General features: G+C 40.3%; 17 protein-coding genes. 3 read left to right on the top strand and 14 right to left on the bottom strand.

What is annotated here, in order from left to right:
• Position 1: 1 nt before the first annotated feature.
• The 6 genes from ahpC to ACFX4X_RS08795 form a co-directional block, all read right to left on the bottom strand.
• Complete coding sequence (ahpC, locus tag ACFX4X_RS08820; RefSeq protein WP_057217417.1) at positions 2-565, bottom strand: alkyl hydroperoxide reductase subunit C; 564 nt, start codon at positions 563-565, stop codon at positions 2-4.
• Positions 566-1,005: 440 nt separating this feature from the next.
• Positions 1,006-1,881: a superoxide dismutase gene (locus tag ACFX4X_RS08815; RefSeq protein WP_284470289.1), complete on the bottom strand. Its 876-nt coding sequence runs from the start codon at positions 1,879-1,881 to the stop codon at positions 1,006-1,008.
• A gap of 121 nt (positions 1,882-2,002) precedes the next feature.
• Positions 2,003-2,491 (bottom strand): YpuI family protein, encoded by a 489-nt coding sequence (locus ACFX4X_RS08810; protein WP_377382987.1) that lies wholly within the window; start codon positions 2,489-2,491, stop codon positions 2,003-2,005.
• 22 nt (positions 2,492-2,513) lie between these two features.
• Positions 2,514-2,930 carry a hypothetical protein gene (locus ACFX4X_RS08805; protein ID WP_061463924.1) on the bottom strand — a complete coding sequence of 139 codons (417 nt, stop codon included), beginning with the start codon at positions 2,928-2,930 and terminating at the stop codon, positions 2,514-2,516.
• 55 nt (positions 2,931-2,985) lie between these two features.
• Complete coding sequence (scpB, locus tag ACFX4X_RS08800; RefSeq protein WP_061463925.1) at positions 2,986-3,567, bottom strand: SMC-Scp complex subunit ScpB; 582 nt, start codon at positions 3,565-3,567, stop codon at positions 2,986-2,988.
• Complete coding sequence (locus tag ACFX4X_RS08795; RefSeq protein ID WP_377382985.1) at positions 3,554-4,321, bottom strand: segregation/condensation protein A; 768 nt, start codon at positions 4,319-4,321, stop codon at positions 3,554-3,556. Before ACFX4X_RS08795 ends, scpB begins: the two co-directional genes overlap by 14 nt.
• Positions 4,322-4,537: 216 nt before the next feature.
• Between ACFX4X_RS08795 and ACFX4X_RS08790 the strand changes: the two genes are divergently transcribed.
• Together ACFX4X_RS08790 and ACFX4X_RS08785 are read left to right on the top strand one after the other, a co-directional pair.
• Complete coding sequence (locus tag ACFX4X_RS08790) at positions 4,538-4,630, top strand: YjcZ family sporulation protein (protein WP_081108854.1); 93 nt, start codon at positions 4,538-4,540, stop codon at positions 4,628-4,630.
• Between the two features lie 163 nt (positions 4,631-4,793).
• Complete coding sequence (locus tag ACFX4X_RS08785) at positions 4,794-5,330, top strand: DUF309 domain-containing protein (RefSeq protein ID WP_377382983.1); 537 nt, start codon at positions 4,794-4,796, stop codon at positions 5,328-5,330.
• Positions 5,331-5,357: 27 nt separating this feature from the next.
• On the opposite strand, the gene ACFX4X_RS08780 is transcribed toward ACFX4X_RS08785, so the two are convergent.
• Positions 5,358-5,702, bottom strand: coding sequence for a GNAT family N-acetyltransferase (locus tag ACFX4X_RS08780; RefSeq protein ID WP_061463928.1), 345 nt, complete (start codon positions 5,700-5,702; stop codon positions 5,358-5,360).
• A 580-nt stretch (positions 5,703-6,282) separates the two neighbouring features.
• Here ACFX4X_RS08780 and ACFX4X_RS08775 point away from each other — a divergent pair.
• On the top strand, positions 6,283-7,152 hold the full coding sequence (locus ACFX4X_RS08775; RefSeq protein WP_377382981.1) for a DUF1002 domain-containing protein: 870 nt from the start codon (positions 6,283-6,285) through the stop codon (positions 7,150-7,152).
• Positions 7,153-7,189: 37 nt separating this feature from the next.
• On the opposite strand, the gene lysA is transcribed toward ACFX4X_RS08775, so the two are convergent.
• The 7 genes from lysA to sigF all read right to left on the bottom strand — a co-directional run bounded on the left by lysA (position 7,190) and on the right by sigF (position 14,439).
• Complete coding sequence (gene lysA / locus ACFX4X_RS08770) at positions 7,190-8,518, bottom strand: diaminopimelate decarboxylase (protein ID WP_377382979.1); 1,329 nt, start codon at positions 8,516-8,518, stop codon at positions 7,190-7,192.
• Between the two features lie 290 nt (positions 8,519-8,808).
• Positions 8,809-10,293: a spore germination protein gene (locus ACFX4X_RS08765; protein ID WP_377382977.1), complete on the bottom strand. Its 1,485-nt coding sequence runs from the start codon at positions 10,291-10,293 to the stop codon at positions 8,809-8,811.
• Positions 10,250-10,855, bottom strand: a complete 606-nt coding sequence (gene spoVAEA, locus ACFX4X_RS08760; protein ID WP_377382975.1) for a stage V sporulation protein SpoVABEA — start codon at positions 10,853-10,855, stop codon at positions 10,250-10,252. The genes ACFX4X_RS08765 and spoVAEA overlap by 44 nt, the downstream gene beginning before the upstream one ends.
• Positions 10,856-10,898: 43 nt before the next feature.
• Entirely contained in the window at positions 10,899-11,321 is a 423-nt protein-coding gene (locus ACFX4X_RS08755; RefSeq protein WP_377383020.1) for a stage V sporulation protein AB, read from the bottom strand.
• Positions 11,311-11,934 (bottom strand): stage V sporulation protein AA, encoded by a 624-nt coding sequence (locus ACFX4X_RS08750; protein WP_377382974.1) that lies wholly within the window; start codon positions 11,932-11,934, stop codon positions 11,311-11,313. Before ACFX4X_RS08750 ends, ACFX4X_RS08755 begins: the two co-directional genes overlap by 11 nt.
• A gap of 149 nt (positions 11,935-12,083) precedes the next feature.
• Positions 12,084-13,373: an NCS2 family permease gene (locus ACFX4X_RS08745; protein WP_377383018.1), complete on the bottom strand. Its 1,290-nt coding sequence runs from the start codon at positions 13,371-13,373 to the stop codon at positions 12,084-12,086.
• 298 nt (positions 13,374-13,671) lie between these two features.
• On the bottom strand, positions 13,672-14,439 hold the full coding sequence (sigF, locus tag ACFX4X_RS08740; protein ID WP_061463935.1) for an RNA polymerase sporulation sigma factor SigF: 768 nt from the start codon (positions 14,437-14,439) through the stop codon (positions 13,672-13,674).

The raw sequence follows: 14,439 nt of genomic DNA, 5'->3' as shown, positions 1-14,439 counted from the left end.
ATTAAAGTTTACCTACAAGGTCAAGGCTTGGTTCAAGAGTAGCTTCACCTGGAGTCCATTTTGCAGGGCAAACTTTATCTCCGTGTTCTGCTACGAATTGTGCAGCTTGAACTTTTCTCACAAGTTCTTCTGCATTACGGCCAATCCCTAAGTCATTAACTTCGTATGCTTTAATTTGTCCTTCTGGATTTACGATGAAAGTTCCGCGTAGAGCCAATCCATCCTCTTCGATTAATACACCGAATTGACGGGATAAAACGTTTGCTGGGTCAGCTAACATTGGATATTGAATTTTACCGATTGTATCAGTAGCATCAGCCCAGCCTTTGTGGCTGAAATGAGTATCTGTTGAAACTGAGTAAACTTCACAACCAATTTCCTTGAATGTTTCATAGTTATCTTGAAGATCAGCTAATTCAGTTGGACATACGAATGAGAAGTCAGCTGGATAGAAAAAGAATACTGCCCATTTTCCTTTAACATCTTCAAGTGTAACTTCTTTGAATTCTCCTGCATGGTAAGCTTGTACTTTAAAATCTTCAACTTGTTTATTGATCAATGACATAATAAATTCCTCCAATAGCTATTTTTTTATATGCTCCTATTTATAATAATTATTAAATAGAAATTAGTCAATAAATATACCTTAATAATTTTCAAGTTCACAAATTAGTCACAGTTTTTATATTGATATAAATCAATTATTTTAAAAAACCCATGGCACTTCAAAATCGCCTCTTTAACACATTTTAAATGTTATTTCAAGGTTAAAAACAAGACACATGCTCATTATTTCGGAAATTGATATCATCCCCTTTCCAATCAAATAAAAATATTCAAATGAGAATCAATGGCCGTTTCAAATAAAATTGTCAGTCATTCCTTTATATCATTGCCATATTTTCCCTAAAAGATTCTTAATACAGGATTTTCTGACAAAAAAAAACGAACCATCACGGCTCGTCTGCGAATTGGTTTTCCTTAGACATTTCTTTATTTTATCAATTATTGTTTTTTCCAAATAAGCTTCTTCGCTTCTGTGAACCTTACCGCTGTTTGCGGCCAGTTTACAACGTCCCACCATTTGTCCACATACCCTGCCCGATTATTTTTATATTGCAGGTAATAAGCATGTTCCCATACATCAAGAACAAGGATCGGGATCGTATCCCACTGGGTCAACACCATATGCAATTCCGATTGAAGTATTTCTAGCCGCCGCGCACGTGGAACCCAGACTAAAATCGCCCAGCCAACACCTACTACCTGTTTGGCCGCTTCACTAAAATGACTTTTAAACGCTGCAAAGCTTCCAAAATCCTTCTCAATCTGTTTAAGTAAATCTCCCTTTGGCTGTCCGCCCCCTCCTGGAATCATCACTTCCCAAAACAGCGTATGGAGATAATGGCCTGACCCATGAAAAGCTGCTTCCTTTTCCCAATGCTTCAACAAGGAAAAATCTTTCGTCTCCCTCGCTTTTTGCATCATCAATTCCGCTTTATTCAGCCCATCGACATATGCTTGATGATGCTTATCATGGTGCAGATACATGATTTCCCTTGAAATCGTCGGTTCCAACGCTTCATAGGCATAAGGTAATGGCGGAAGTGTATGCCTCCCAATCGGCACTGATTGCCTTTCCTGTATACTGAATTCTCTAGCGAGTTCTTCAATTTCTTCGTAGACCCGTGCCATCTCTTCCTCAATCAGGACCATATCCTCATCATCCATTTCTTCCTCATTCAAATCTTTTGTCAACTGGGAAAGTCGTTCAATATTTGACAACAATTGCGAATCGGTGATATCGATCTTCTCAAGATATTCCATGACTCCATCAACCCATTCACTTACGTCTTTTGCATACTCTTCTACATCAGACATCTTCGAACCTCCTCTTAACCTTCATGCACTTTTAATCATCAAAGTATTTTATGTTTCGATTAAGCGGAGATTCCATTTATAGCTAAAAAAACAGCTAGGCCTGTTAAGCCTAGCTGCTTCTCTATCTTGACTGTAACATTTTCGTCCGGTAATCCGTTTCATAAAACTCCAATTCTTCACGCATGGTCTGGAATCCACTTTCCACGGCCTTCAGAATGGAGATTATGCTGTCAGGTACAGTTTGGTGAAATTTAATCGAGTTTTTTCCTGTATAGGCAGATCTGCTGTCCTCAAACCACCGATCTGATTTTGGGGAAAAGTATTCTTCGATACATTGATGATAAACTCTATAAAGCGTCTTTTCAGCTGCAGCTTTATTGAAAACATCATTTTTCAGAACGATTTGGCAAGCCTCCAAGCCCTCTTCACAACTTACAAGCATTCTTCTTAAACTAGAAAGGATCCCTTTATAATAGGTTTCATCCCCGCTTTTTTCCTCTTGCAGCTTAGAATAGGTCGTCTCATTTATAAATTCTTCTAGTTGAGCCACTGTCGTTTCTAAAAACCCTTTTACATCCTCAAGCTGAGATTTTACCAATGTATTCCCCAACCGTGAACCCTCCTCAAAATGATTAAGATTGAATATAATAGTCAACATGTGATTCTATATCATATGGTTTAGCTTGGTCAATAGATATAAACACTTTCTCCAATTTTTCAAAATCTATATTTTCGAAATAACCAGCCAGCTCTTTTTCTGCATTTATATATATACGTTTTCGGTTAACCAGGCTCGGGTCTTTGAGTAGACAGACCATGGCAATGATATCGGCCATATAAATATCCCGGTTAGGGCTTTTGAATAGAGGATTGGCGGGATATGGGGTCCAAAGAGTGACCATCTCATCAAAATAGCGAAGATACAGTACATTCAGCGTCTTTTCTTCTCCATCCTTTATGTATTGTATAACGGATCGATTAAAGAAGTCCTCAGGTGAATTTGACTTTTCCTTTTCAAGCCCAAATCCATTGCATGCCACAATTCGCACCCGCAATCCCCCCGCATTCATTTTTTTCTATATTATCACAATTCAGGAAAAAATGTTATTCGATTGTTTGCTGAAATTTTTCAAAAAACAGATCGGCTTCACCATTTTCAAAGCTATCATCCGAATTATCCGCGAGCGGCGGTAATTCATCTATGGAATTCAGGCCGAAGTAATCCAAAAACTCTTTTGTTGTCCCATATAAATAAGCCCGGCCGGATCCTTCAGCACGTCCGACCTCTTTTATTAAGACTTTCGTGACAAGTGTATGGATGGGGCGTTCCGTTTTGACCCCGCGAATTTCATCAATTTCAGCTCTAGTAATCGGCTGCTTATAGGCAATGATTGCGAGTGTTTCCAAAGCTGCCTGGGACAAACCTTGTGTGCTTGTCGTTTCCACCAGTCTTTTCAGGTAATCCGAGTGTGCTTTTTTTGTCGTCATTTGATAAACACCCGCTATTTCGATCACTTGAATCCCGCGTACATCCGATATATATTCTTCCTTTAAACTTTCAACGATGTCTCTTGCTTGATATTCCGTAATTTCAAGGACAGAGGCAATTTGTTTGACGGAGAGTCCTTCATCTCCTGTTGCAAACAATAATGCCTCAAGAATCCCTTTCCAATTAATAACTTCCAACTTGCTCTACACCTTCCTTAGCAGCAATCATGATTTCCGAAAAATTATCTTCCTGTTCAACGATGATTTCATTTAGTTTCATTAATTCCAGTACTGCCATAAAAGTGATGACGATATGCTCTTTAACCGGAAGCGAAAACAGTTCAAAAAAACTTTTCTTCCCTTTAATTGATTGTAACTCAATCATGATTTCATCCATTCGTTTTTCTATCGATATCTCTTGTTTCGTTACTTTCGTGTAAAGCGGCTTTTGTATTTTTTGCCTTCGGAGCAGTTTTTGCAGAGCTCCGAGCATATCGTATAGACTTATATTCAACACTTGTTTATCACTTTCCGCTTCTTTAACATATACAGATAAATCACTTGGGGGTTTAGTGAACATCAGGCTGCGTTCTTCTTCCATCCCTTTAAACTCTTCAGCTGCATACTTATACTTTTTATATTCTAATAGTTTCTCCACAAGCTCATCCCGTGGATCTTCTTCAAATATTTCCCCATCTTCATCAATCAATTGTTCATCTTCATGCTTTGGAAGCAGCATTTTACTCTTGATGGCAAGCAGTGTTGCAGCCATCACCAAATATTCGCTGGCCACATCCAATTCCAGGTGCTGCATCGTATGGATGTATCCTAGGTATTGATCTGTAATATCAGCCATCGGAATATCGTAGATGTCTATTTCAAGGCGATTAATCAAATGCAGGAGTAAATCCATCGGACCTTCGAAAGCGTCAATTTTTATATTATAACCCATTAAATTACCCCATTTAAATCTAATTGGCCGATAATAGGCCTATTTCTTTTACTAATCAAGTATAGTGGATTGCCGCCCTTTATCCAATAATAATAATTTAGGACCTTAGAAAAGTTCTTAAAAGGGATTTGTGAAATTGGGTCAATGCCCAATCACATTCTCAAATCCTACATAGTCTAGAAATGTAAGAACAGCAGAACAAAGGAGGTACTTATTATGGGTGCAGGTGGTTTTGGGCACGGCGGCGGTTTCGCGTTTATTGTAGTATTGTTCATTTTATTAGTTATCGTCGGTGCTAGTTGGTGTTAATTGACTTATTAGTCAAGCTGATTGCCTTGCAATCGGCTTTCTTTATTTTCCAAGAAAAAATTCTATGCTAAACTTAGGGAGTATACATGGCGGATATTTAGCTATGGAAAATGGCTTTTAGCCTTACCTTGGATGATTTCATCAAACAAAAGGGGTGCTCTTATTGAATTACGCGGAAGACTACCTTTATTTCCTTGTCCATTTCCATGGAACAAGGGATTACTTCGAATGTCATGAAATTCTTGAAGAATATTGGAAGGAAACCGCTCCAAAAGAACGTGACTCCCACTGGGTCGGGCTCATCCAAATTGCGGTTGCCCTATACCATGATCGCAGGGAAAACAAAAAAGGGGCTGCAAGGACACTTGCTAAAGCCCTTGCAAATCTCCACTCTAAACAAGCCGAGCTCCTGAAATTGGGGCTCGATCCAGAAAAACTGTTCAAATTGCTCGAGGACACACATGAACGGATGTTATCCCAAAAGCCATATGAAAGCATTAATCTTCCAATAGCGGATCAAGGGTTGATCGAAAAATGCCAATCCATGTGTTTGCAGGAAGGGTACATATGGGGCGAAGGTAGCGACATGGCTAATTTATCAATTGTTGATAAACATTTATTGCGCGACCGTTCGGATGTCATTTCTGAAAGGGCTCGGCAGCTATCCCTTCGAAAAACAGGAATGGAGGACCGCCCTTAAAGGTGATCCTCCATTCCCACTTTCATATTAGACTTCTTCACACCTGTCAAGAAAGCTTTCCGTAAACTCATTTGCTTTTAGTTCTTTATCAGGATATTGCTCCTTGATGGCCCTTACCATCGTTTTACCGATACCTTGCTTCCGAAAGGATGGATTTACAGATATATGCTGTATCTCAATGTGGGTTGGAGAGACTTCTATTCCGATCAAGCCCGTAATCTCTTCATCTTTCCATAAGAACAGCTGTAGGTTTTCATCCGTTTCATAATTCTTCATCGTATTCCGAAGCGTTTTTATCTCTTTTTCATTTGGCATGAAAGATAATAATCCCATGGCAAACTTCTCATAACTTTTCTTATACTTAATCAACATAATATCCCTCGTTACTAAATAACGTTTTTATTATCTACCTGTTTCTAATTAATTCGCTTAGAATAATAAGCTCACATATAACATTTCCATCATACATAAAAAATTCGTTCGTTTCAACATCACTTTCAGCACTTGATTTATCGATGTGCTATGTGCTAAGCGATAAACAGCCAATATATGATTCCCCACATCAAAGCGATAATAAGCATCATAAGTAAAAGAGTTTTATTGCTTTTCCTCATCCCATACTCCTTTTATGAATGGTCCAAATATTTAAATAACGAATTCATTCTACTATAACTTAACACAATCTGACAAATATCCTTGCAATCTTGCTTCGATTTTACTACATTGGTAAAGTGACCTTAGATTCATAGAGTGCATAATAGGTATAAAAGACAAGATGCAATCACTTCCTCCTTTGAAAGAGCTATAGCTATTTTGTGCTATATAAATATTTTTCAGGAAAATATGTATCCTTTTTATCCTTTGTTTCGTCAAATACTATGAATCTTTATTTAAAACGCCGCTCTTTTAATGAAAGATCTCAATTCAGCAGGAAAAGTTAAGGAGGATTATCATGAAAAAAACGAATAAATGGGTCTTTTTAACCATTTTTTTATGTCTATTATTGCCATATAAAGCTTTTGCAGATGCAGCTGTTGGTGAAATGACCGTCACACTAGGAGAAAATTTGACAAGTGAACAAAAAAATATGGTTTTGTCAGAAATGAAAGCCCCTAATGATGTTGAGGTTCTAACGGTTACAAATGCGGAGGAACATGAATACTTAGGAGACTATATCGCCAGCCGGCTGATTGGTACAAAAGCTATTTCATCCTCTGCCATTACTTTGGAGGAAAAAGGCACTGGCCTTAAACTGGAGTCGAAAAACATTAACTGGGTCACAGACGAAATGTATATCAACGCATTGGCAACTGCTGGAGTAAAAGATGCTACCGTTTATGTCACCGCACCTATACCCGTTTCCGGTACAGCAGCTTTGACAGGGGTCATTAAAGCCTATGAAATCTCTTCAGACAAGAAGATTCCGGAAGATGTGAAGCAGGCAGCGAATGAAGAAATGGTAAAAACAGCTAAATTGGGTGATGAAATCGGTACAGAGGAAGCCTCTGCACTGGTAACGAAAATCAAAGAGGAAATGGCTGAAAATCCTCCGGCCAACACTGAAGAGGTCCGCGAGGTTGTCGAGTCTTCAGCAAAAGAACTGGGAATTGCCTTAAATGATAATCAAGTTCAAAGTTTAATTGATTTATTCAATAAACTAAAAGAATTGAATATTGATTGGAACTCTGTCGGGGATCAGCTTACTGCCGCTAAAGATAAGCTTTCCAATTTTCTTGAGTCCGAAGAGGGTCAATCATTCTTAGATAAATTGAAAGAAGTCTTCAGCAGTTTAATAGACGCGATCAAATCTTTTTTCAGCTGATTTGAATAAAAAAAGGATGGCACATGCCATCCTTTTTTTATTCTTTATTGACGACGGCCGCTTCATGAAGGGCCAAATCCAAATGGATAAGATCTTCGTACGTCTCACGTTTGATGACCAATCGGGCTTCTCCTTTTTCGGCAAAGACGACAGCCGGTCTCGGAATCCGATTGTAATTATTCGACATGGAATATCCATATGCCCCTGTACAAAAGACTGCCAAGACATCACCGCGTCCGGCTTTTGGCAATGGTAAATCCCAAATCAACATATCTCCGCTTTCGCAGCATTTCCCAGCAATGGACACTGTCTCTTCTACAGGGTCAAGTGGGCGGTTTGCAAGAATTGCGTCATACTTCGCTTCATAAAGAGCTGGACGTATGTTATCACTCATGCCCCCGTCAACGGCAATATATTTACGGACATTAGGCACTTCCTTTTCAGAACCGACCTTATACAAGGTCACCCCGGCGTCTCCGACTAAAGAACGGCCAGGTTCAATCCAGATTTCAGGCATCACTAAATCAGAGTCAGCAATCAGGTTCTGTACTTCCCTAACGATTTCTTCTACATATTGAGATGCCGGAAGCGGGTCGTCCTCTTGTGTATACCGAATTCCGAATCCCCCTCCAAGATTCAATACCTTTGGTTGAAACCCTATCGAACCATGCCATTCATTTAACTTGCTGATAATTTTTTGGGCCGCCAGAAGGAAACCGGTCGTTTGAAAGATCTGGGAACCGATATGGCAGTGGAGTCCCAGCACTTCCAGAAACTCACTTTTCAGCGCTTGTCGAAGGGCGCTTTCCGCCTGTCCGTTAATAAGATCAAAACCAAATTTCGAATCCTCTTGCCCTGTCAAGATATAATCATGCGTATGGGCTTCAATTCCTGGTGTTACGCGAAGAAGGATTTTCACCTTTTGTTCACGGCTTGTACAAATTTCTTCCAAAAGTGCCAACTCTGAAAAATTATCGACTACTATACAGCCAATTTCATAATCCAAAGCCATATGCAGCTCTTCTTCACTTTTGTTATTTCCATGAAAGTGAATGCGTTCAGTTGGGAAATTTGCCTTAATTGCCGTATACAATTCCCCCGCTGAGACAACATCGAGAGAAAGTCCTTCTTGATCAGCCAACTGAATCATGGCAATCGAGGAGAAAGCCTTACTTGCGTATGCAACTTGTGCTGAGATCCCCAATTCTTCAAAAGTTCTCTTGAACCCTCTTGCCCGTTCACGAATTAGCTCTACATCATAAACATATAATGGAGTGCCAAATTGTTCGATCAGTTCGATCGTGTCCACTCCGCCAATCTCCAGATGTCCACGTTCATTGACACCACTGGTTCCGTACAAATGCATGATAGCCTCACCTTCCTGACTTAAAACTAAAGATTGATAAGAATGAGGCAGCCTCAAATAAAGCAACCTCATGCAAGTGAAAAAGGGGTGTCCATATGAACAAGCCTCATCCGAATCAATCGATATATCCCATTGGATATTGTTCTCTATGACTGCTTCGTAGTTCGAAGGGAAAGACAGATTGGTTTAACTTCAAAGAGCCATAAGCGCTCTATCTCTTTGTGAAGCCTTAACTTTACCGCTTTTTCCGAATAAAATTAAATTACCACAACTTTTCGACAACATCAACCTTAAGATTTTCTCGGCTGCCTATATTTATCCTGGGGATGCACAATACTAGGACGCTCCACAGCTCCTGGATAAGGTCTTCTTAATAGCATATGTGACATACCCTTTGGCTGAAAGGGGATAAGCGGCCATAAATAAGGTGTATTTAACGTTTTTATACTAGTAAGCAAAATAATGTAGAGTGTGATGCCTATGATTAAGCCAGGCACTTTAAAGATAGCAACCAATACTAGCAATACTAAACGGGAAATTTTATTCGCAACCCCCAATTCTAAACTTGGAGTGACAAAAGTGCCGATTGCCGCTACGGAAGCATAGAGAACCACTTCAGGAACAAATAGGCCAACATCTATCGCTATCTGTCCAATCAAAACTGCCGCAACCAAGCCCATAGCCGTAGAAAGCGGGGTCGGGGTATGAACGGCTGCCATCCTTAAGAATTCTATTCCTATATCGGAAATGAAGATTTGGACCACAATTGGTATATGCGTTTTATCATTTGGTCCGATAAACTCTAACTTATCCGGTAAAAGCGAGGGTTCCAAAGCAAACAATAACCATATCGGCAACAAATATAACGAAACGAATATCCCTAGAAAACGTGTCCAGCGCACCAACGTTCCAACAGCAGGTGCCTGCCGATACTCCTCAGCGTGTTGCATGTGATGGAAAAGAGTGGACGGAGTAATGATGACACTCGGTGACGTATCCACATAAATCAGGACATGACCCTCAAGTAAATGTGTTGCCGCTACATCAGCCCGTTCCGTATACCTTACAAGCGGGTATGGGTTATATCCTTGCTTGACGATGAACTCTTCGATCGTTTTATCAGCCATCGTTATGCCATCAACCTCAATGCTATTCAATTCCTTACGAACGATATCTATTAAATCAGGATCGGCAATATCTTCTATGTAGCCGATGGATATATCCGTTTTCGAACGTTCCCCTACGTGCAGCATTTCAAATCGTAATCTTTCATCCCGGATTCTTCTTCTTGTTATCGCTGTATTAATGATGATGTTTTCGACAAAACCATCCCTGGATCCACGGACGACTTTTTCCGTATCGGGTTCTACTGGCTGTCTTCCGGGATAACTCCTGACATCAACAACCAATCCTATTGGTTTACCATCGACAACGATGACTATTAATCCTGATAATACCTTATCAACCAGCTCATCCATCGTCGCTAATTCTTCAACTGATTGGTGTACGAGCAAGCCTTTGATTACATCAAAAACTTTTCCACTCATGATATCAGAATTCTTATTATGGATTAGCGAGTCCAAGATTCCAATGATGTACTCGGTATCCGTCAGGCCGTTTATATAGTAAAGATGAACATCTTTTCTTAAGACCTTTACCCTTCTTACTCCTAAATCGAAGCTGACGCCCAGACCTACTTTCTCTTCCATATACGCGTCAACTTCCGCTACCCTATTCGGAATCGGTTTCATGTTTCGAGGTTTTTCTGAAGTCATCATGACCACTCCTTTCCAATATGATTTCGACCGCTAACTTCGTGATCGGTGCTCCTCTTTTAAAATCATCCTGATGGGACATTTTTCCGATATCCCCTATCCCTACAACTATGGGAACTTGTAATTGATCGATGCAATACACTGTATCTCCTGTAATCTTGCCCAGTTCAAATTCCTCAGCGCCGTATTTATCCACCCCGTTCGGTGTCAAATTACCATCCCGGTCAATACAGATATCCACCTTGGTCCATTCTTCCCTTCTAGTCTTTGAAGCGACCGCTATCACGCCAAGGACATTAATATCAGGATGTCCGGCAACTACCTTCATTGCCTGTTCGCCTGATCCTTCACCGATAAAACCGCTATCATCAAACATGACCAATACGGGATCATACTTTGCCTTTTTTATTAATTCAACAAGCTCCAAGCCAGTATATCGTGATGGATTACCTTGGGACATGGAGATACATCTTCCCCCAATTTCCTTGGCTACAAGCTCGACAGCCCGTTTAGCATACTCATCTCCATCCGTAATCAATATCACTTTTCGTTTGGTCACCATCTTGGGCCTACCTTTCATCATCAGGAATTGTTACCTCATAAACTTATAAATCGCCAAAATAAATCCATTGGAACAATGATCCGGCTATTTTCCCCAATACGAGTGCCATTAACAGATAAATGATTTTCTCTTGAATACCGATTCGCTTAGACAGAATCGGAAATACATTCAGGACTTCAGTTAAGGCAGCAGCAAGCATCCCATTAAAGATCCCGTCAGCCAAGCCGATCGGAATTAACAAAAGTTTCGGGAGGGAAAGTTCCGTTTCCTGTAATCCGAACCATGTTCCTGCGACAACGCCGGCAATGATGGCCCCTTCGTAGAAATGTATCATTTTCATTGTTTTTGTCAGCTGAGTCAGTCTCGGAATCACCCCAAGTACAGTTAAAAACGCTACAAAACCGGCACCTGTCGCGAAACCTCCAGCTAAACCGACAAAGATTCCGAAGATAATTTTACCTGTCATCAAGATGGCGCACGTTCTCCCTATTTTCATTCATGGTTACATAATTGTCCAAATCCTGCTGATAGTTGAACATTTCAACCTCGAGCGGACTAGGTTCTTCATTGAAGCGTTTTTTAAAAAAGTGATTAAAAAATAAGATCATGCCTATACCAAGGCCGAAACTATATGGGATTTGGATCAGCAACGGCTTTTCTTCCACTTTTCCCGTTATAATAGTAAAGATTTTTTGGTGTACTTCCCCCATACTTACATCCACATGAAAATTCATGATAGTCATCCCGCCGCCGACAAACAACAGGAACCAGACTAAGGCGAAAGTTAGGAATGACATTTTCTTTTTCGAGAGAATGACTTCGATGATCGTTTGGGAGGGCCCGAATGTCTCCACTTCAATAGTTGGATCCATTTTGCGAATGGCCATGATAACTTGAGCCAAATCAATGACAATAATATTCTTATCTTCCTTCTTGACCGTTAATACTATGATGTCCTCGATTATTTGAATTACTTCTTCAGGTCCGATTATCCTTGCAATATCTTTTATCCTCACCGTTTGATTTCCATTTACTTGTACACGGTTCCTCATCCTGATATATACAACTGCCACTTCCATCACATCCCGACCTTTTATTTCCTTATGCTAGTAGTATGGATTGGAAACAGATTGAAAATGCAGGAAGTGACCCATGTCCAGATATTACTAATTGAACAAAAAAAGACACGCTGCAATGACAGCGTGTCTTTTTGATTTTCATTCATAAATTAATGAGTGGGGAAGAAAATCAGCTGAACCAAAAATATCAATCCAAAAATATAAATGAGCGGATGTACCGATTTTCCTTTTCCACTGAATACCTTCATAAGTGGATATGTTATGAATCCGATCGCAATCCCTGTAGATATGCTTGAAGTAAGCGGCATCGTTAAAATGATCGCAAATGCCGGAAATGCTTCATCGAAAATTTTCCAATTGACTTTAGCCAGGCCTTCCATCATAAAACATCCTACGATGATCAATACGGGAGCTGTGATTGCTTGAACTGAAGAAATTGCCGATATTAATGGAGAAAAGAAAATCGATACAGCGAATAGGATTGCCACAACAGTAGCAGTTAACCCCGTTCGTCCGCCTGCGGCCACTCCTGTGCTCGATTCAACGTAAGCTGTTGAAGGACTTGTTCCAAACATCGAGCCGACAGTCGTCGCAATCGCATCCCCTAAAAATGCTTTCTTTGCACGAGGGATTTTCCCATCCTTCGTTAATCCTGCCTGTTCCGTCACGCCAATCAAGGTACCTGTCGTATCAAAGATCGTCACAAGTAAAAAGGCGAAAACAACTGAATATAAAGAATGCGTGAAGACCCCGGCAATATCGATATCGAAAAATACCGGTGTTGGAGGTACAGATAAGACTCCATCAAAGTTGAGCAAACCGATAAAGTAGCCAATGATTGCCGTAATGATCATACCAATAAAAATTGCCCCTTTAATATTACGGGCCATAAAAATCAAGGTAATGAATAAGCCTGCTAACGCTAAAACGGTTTCAGGCTGATGCAAATCGCCAAGAGTCACCATCGTTGATTCATTAGGTACAACGATTCCAGCGTTTTTCAATCCGATGAACGCAATGAATAAACCAATTCCGGATGTGATTCCATATTTTAATGAGTTAGGAATCGCATCAATTATCATTTTACGCAAGCTTGTCACGCTAATTAATAGAAAGAGCAAACCTGCTATGAAAACCGTACCGAATACGGTCTGATATGAGAGGCCCTGAGCCCCCACTACGCTGGCGAAATAAGCATTCAAACCCATCCCTGGCGCTATTGCAATCGGGTATTTTGCTACCAGCCCCATGATAAGGGTACCGATCACCGCTGATATGACTGTTGCCATGAAAACCTGTTCAAATGGAATTCCGATTGAAGACAATAAAGCCGGATTCACAATAAGGATATAAACCATAGTTAAAAATGTCGTAACACCCGCCATGACTTCTGTACGGACATCCGTCCCATTTTCTTTCAGGGAGAAAAACTTTTCCATAAACATATTTAGACCTCCAGATCTAAAGGAAACACCGACAACCGTTTGCACGTAAAGACAAGGTGTCCTAATATTGTACTGCATCAACGCTTTTCCTTATAAATTATTCGTTGAAAGAAGATAAAAAAACGAATGAAAAACGCGACCTTTACTATAATATTCGTTTTCAATTCTAAATTCAACTAAAAAATGAATCCACTCATATTTTCATTTTTATCTACCCGGATCACTGAGGGAATTACTATTACTTTTTCCTAAAAACAAGATTTATCTCCAGCCCCAAAAAAAACCACATGAATCACTGATTCATGTGGTTTTTCATTTGCTGAAGAATCTTCTTTTCCAGCCTTGACACCTGAACTTGGGAAATACCAAGCCTTGCCGCTACTTCCGATTGCGTCTGATCTTTGTAATACCTCAGGAAAACAATCAGCCTTTCGCGCTCATTCAATTCATGTATGGCTTCTTTCAAAGCGATTTGATCAAACCAAGATGTTTCGTTATGATCGGCAATCTGGTCAAGAAGAGTAATGGGATCTCCATCATTTTCGTAAACCGTTTCATGGATGGATGAAGGGCTTCTGCTAGCTTCTTGGGCCATGATGATCTCCTCTGGCGACAGCTCAAGGTGTTCCGCCAATTCATTGACAGTCGGAACGCGGCCATACGTCTTGGAAAGCTCCTCCTTGGCCCTGCGAATTTTATTCGCCATTTCCTTTAAAGACCGGCTTACTTTAACCGTTCCGTCATCACGGATAAAACGTTGGATTTCACCAATGATCATTGGTACAGCATACGTTGAGAATTTCACTTCAAACGATAAGTCAAATTTATCCACGGACTTCAACAAGCCTATACAGCCAATTTGATAAAGGTCGTCCGGTTCATAACCTCGATTGAGGAATCTTTGCACGACTGACCATACAAGCCTAAGATTGCTATTGACAATCAGGTTCCTTGCATCTTGGTCACCGCTCTGGCTGCGTTGGATTAAATTCCGTAATTCCTCATCTTTTAAATGGGGCTGGCCTTTCTTGCTCTTCTGGTTTTTAACCTCCACATCCAT

It is taken from the genome of Peribacillus sp. YIM B13481 (genome assembly GCF_042787985.1).
Lineage (GTDB): Bacteria > Bacillota > Bacilli > Bacillales > DSM-1321 > Peribacillus > Peribacillus simplex_A.
Note: the sequence above shows the minus strand (reverse complement) of the source record. Positions and strands in the feature narration are given on the sequence as shown.

What these genes read in the sequence shown, in the direction of transcription:
- sigF (WP_061463935.1), bottom strand. Translation starts at nt 14,439, where the DNA reads ATGGATGTGGAGGTTAAAAACCAGAAGAGCAAGAAAGGCCAGCCCCAT.
- ACFX4X_RS08815 (WP_284470289.1), bottom strand. Translation starts at nt 1,881, where the DNA reads ATGTCTGATGTAGAAGAGTATGCAAAAGACGTAAGTGAATGGGTTGAT.
- ACFX4X_RS08750 (WP_377382974.1), bottom strand. Translation starts at nt 11,934, where the DNA reads ATGGAAGTGGCAGTTGTATATATCAGGATGAGGAACCGTGTACAAGTA.
- ACFX4X_RS08795 (WP_377382985.1), bottom strand. Translation starts at nt 4,321, where the DNA reads ATGGGTTATAATATAAAAATTGACGCTTTCGAAGGTCCGATGGATTTA.
- ACFX4X_RS08775 (WP_377382981.1), top strand. Translation starts at nt 6,283, where the DNA reads ATGAAAAAAACGAATAAATGGGTCTTTTTAACCATTTTTTTATGTCTA.
- ACFX4X_RS08745 (WP_377383018.1), bottom strand. Translation starts at nt 13,373, where the DNA reads ATGGAAAAGTTTTTCTCCCTGAAAGAAAATGGGACGGATGTCCGTACA.
- spoVAEA (WP_377382975.1), bottom strand. Translation starts at nt 10,855, where the DNA reads ATGGTGACCAAACGAAAAGTGATATTGATTACGGATGGAGATGAGTAT.
- ACFX4X_RS08755 (WP_377383020.1), bottom strand. Translation starts at nt 11,321, where the DNA reads ATGACAGGTAAAATTATCTTCGGAATCTTTGTCGGTTTAGCTGGAGGT.
- ACFX4X_RS08780 (WP_061463928.1), bottom strand. Translation starts at nt 5,702, where the DNA reads ATGTTGATTAAGTATAAGAAAAGTTATGAGAAGTTTGCCATGGGATTA.
- lysA (WP_377382979.1), bottom strand. Translation starts at nt 8,518, where the DNA reads ATGCATTTGTACGGAACCAGTGGTGTCAATGAACGTGGACATCTGGAG.
- ACFX4X_RS08790 (WP_081108854.1), top strand. Translation starts at nt 4,538, where the DNA reads ATGGGTGCAGGTGGTTTTGGGCACGGCGGCGGTTTCGCGTTTATTGTA.
- ahpC (WP_057217417.1), bottom strand. Translation starts at nt 565, where the DNA reads ATGTCATTGATCAATAAACAAGTTGAAGATTTTAAAGTACAAGCTTAC.
- ACFX4X_RS08765 (WP_377382977.1), bottom strand. Translation starts at nt 10,293, where the DNA reads ATGACTTCAGAAAAACCTCGAAACATGAAACCGATTCCGAATAGGGTA.